Annotated in this window: 2 protein-coding genes; one reads left to right on the top strand and one right to left on the bottom strand. The window is 72.9% G+C overall.

Annotated elements, in window-relative coordinates; translation table 11 throughout:
* On the bottom strand, window positions 1-118 hold a 118-nt coding region (locus ACFFNX_RS50110; RefSeq protein ID WP_378213557.1), incomplete at its 3' end, for an FAD/NAD(P)-binding protein.
* Between the two features lie 280 nt (window positions 119-398).
* On the opposite strand from ACFFNX_RS50110, the gene ACFFNX_RS50105 reads away from it, so the two are divergent.
* Window positions 399-1,341, top strand: a 943-nt coding sequence (locus ACFFNX_RS50105; RefSeq protein ID WP_378213556.1) for a 4Fe-4S binding protein, incomplete at its 3' end; no start/stop codon positions are given.

Genomic DNA, 1,341 nt, shown 5'->3' with positions numbered 1-1,341 from the left:
CGTCGCGGTCGATCAGCGCCACCCGGAGCGGCACCCCGGAGCCGGTGGCGCGGCGCAGCAGGTGCGCGGCGGCGCGGATGCCGCTCGCACCCCCGCCGACGATGGCGACCGCCGGCACGCGACCGGCGTACGCCCGAGCTGGAGAAAGAGTCACCGTAGCAGCCTAGTTGGTATTTCCGACAAGGAATATAGGTAAATGCCACCACCTCGGAAACATGTCGTTATCGCATCGTCAATGCCTGCGGCGGCGACGTCACGCCGGGCGTAAGGCCCGGCCATCCCTCGTTCAACATCTCTCAGGAACCGATCCCGACACACGGTCGATCAACGGTCGGCCGAACCTCCCGCGTGCGGATGAGGTCCACGACCGGCTCGCCCCTCGGCGATAGCCTCCGGGCATGGTCTCCGGCCGGGGAGGCCCTGCATGGTCGCCGCCACGGCCCGGGGCGCGCGCCGGGCCGGCCCACCTGCGACTGGTGATCAAGCCCGGTGGTGACGCCGACCCGCCGCCGGAGATCCTCGCCGCGTACGCCCGTCGACCCGGCGCGCGCCAGGTGGACATCCTGTTCGGCGGCACCACCGAGGGCCGGCGGCCTCCGGTGGTCTCCGCCGAACGGTGCGTCACCTGCGACCTCTGCGTACGGGTGTGCCCCACCGACGTGTTCGACACCGGCCCGGACGGCGTGCCGGTCATCGCGCGCCGGTCCGACTGCCAGACCTGTTTCCTGTGCGAGGCCTACTGCCCGGCCGACGCCCTGTTCGTCGCGCCACAGCGCGAGCCCCTCGACGACGGCTCGGCGCTGGCCGACGAGGCCGAACGCCGCCTGCCCAACTGCTACTACGCACCGCTGTCCGGTGACGCGCCCCGCATGCCGCTCGATCCGGAGACCACCGAGGTCCTGCTGCGCGACCCGCTCGCGTGGTTCGAGACCGAGCGGTCCGCGATCACCACGATGGTCGAGCAGGCGCACACCGCCGGGATGCCCGGCCCGTGCTGGGAGCTGGCCAGCGCCAGCCTCCCGTTCTTCGAGTTCTGCGGCGACCTGGTCGAGTGGCGCCGCTGCTGCGACCACGCGCTGGCGGCGGCGGCCGAGTCGGGCGACCTGCGCGGCGAGGCGGCCTCGGAGATCAACCTCGGCGCGATGCTGTACGTCCAGAGCGAGTTCTGCGAGGCGCGAGGTCACTTCGAGCGCGCGGCGACGCTCTGCGAGCGCATCGGCGAGCCGTACGGCCGGGCCGGTGCGCTGTGCGGCGTGGCCGGCACGGTCCGCATCAACGGCGACCCGGAGGCGTCCCCGCCGCTGTGGGCCGACGCGCTGCGCCTGTTCGGCGAGCTGGGCG

The organism is Actinoallomurus acaciae, from assembly GCF_042429965.1.
GTDB lineage: Bacteria > Actinomycetota > Actinomycetes > Streptosporangiales > Streptosporangiaceae > Actinoallomurus > Actinoallomurus acaciae.
Note: the sequence above shows the minus strand (reverse complement) of the source record. Positions and strands in the feature narration are given on the sequence as shown.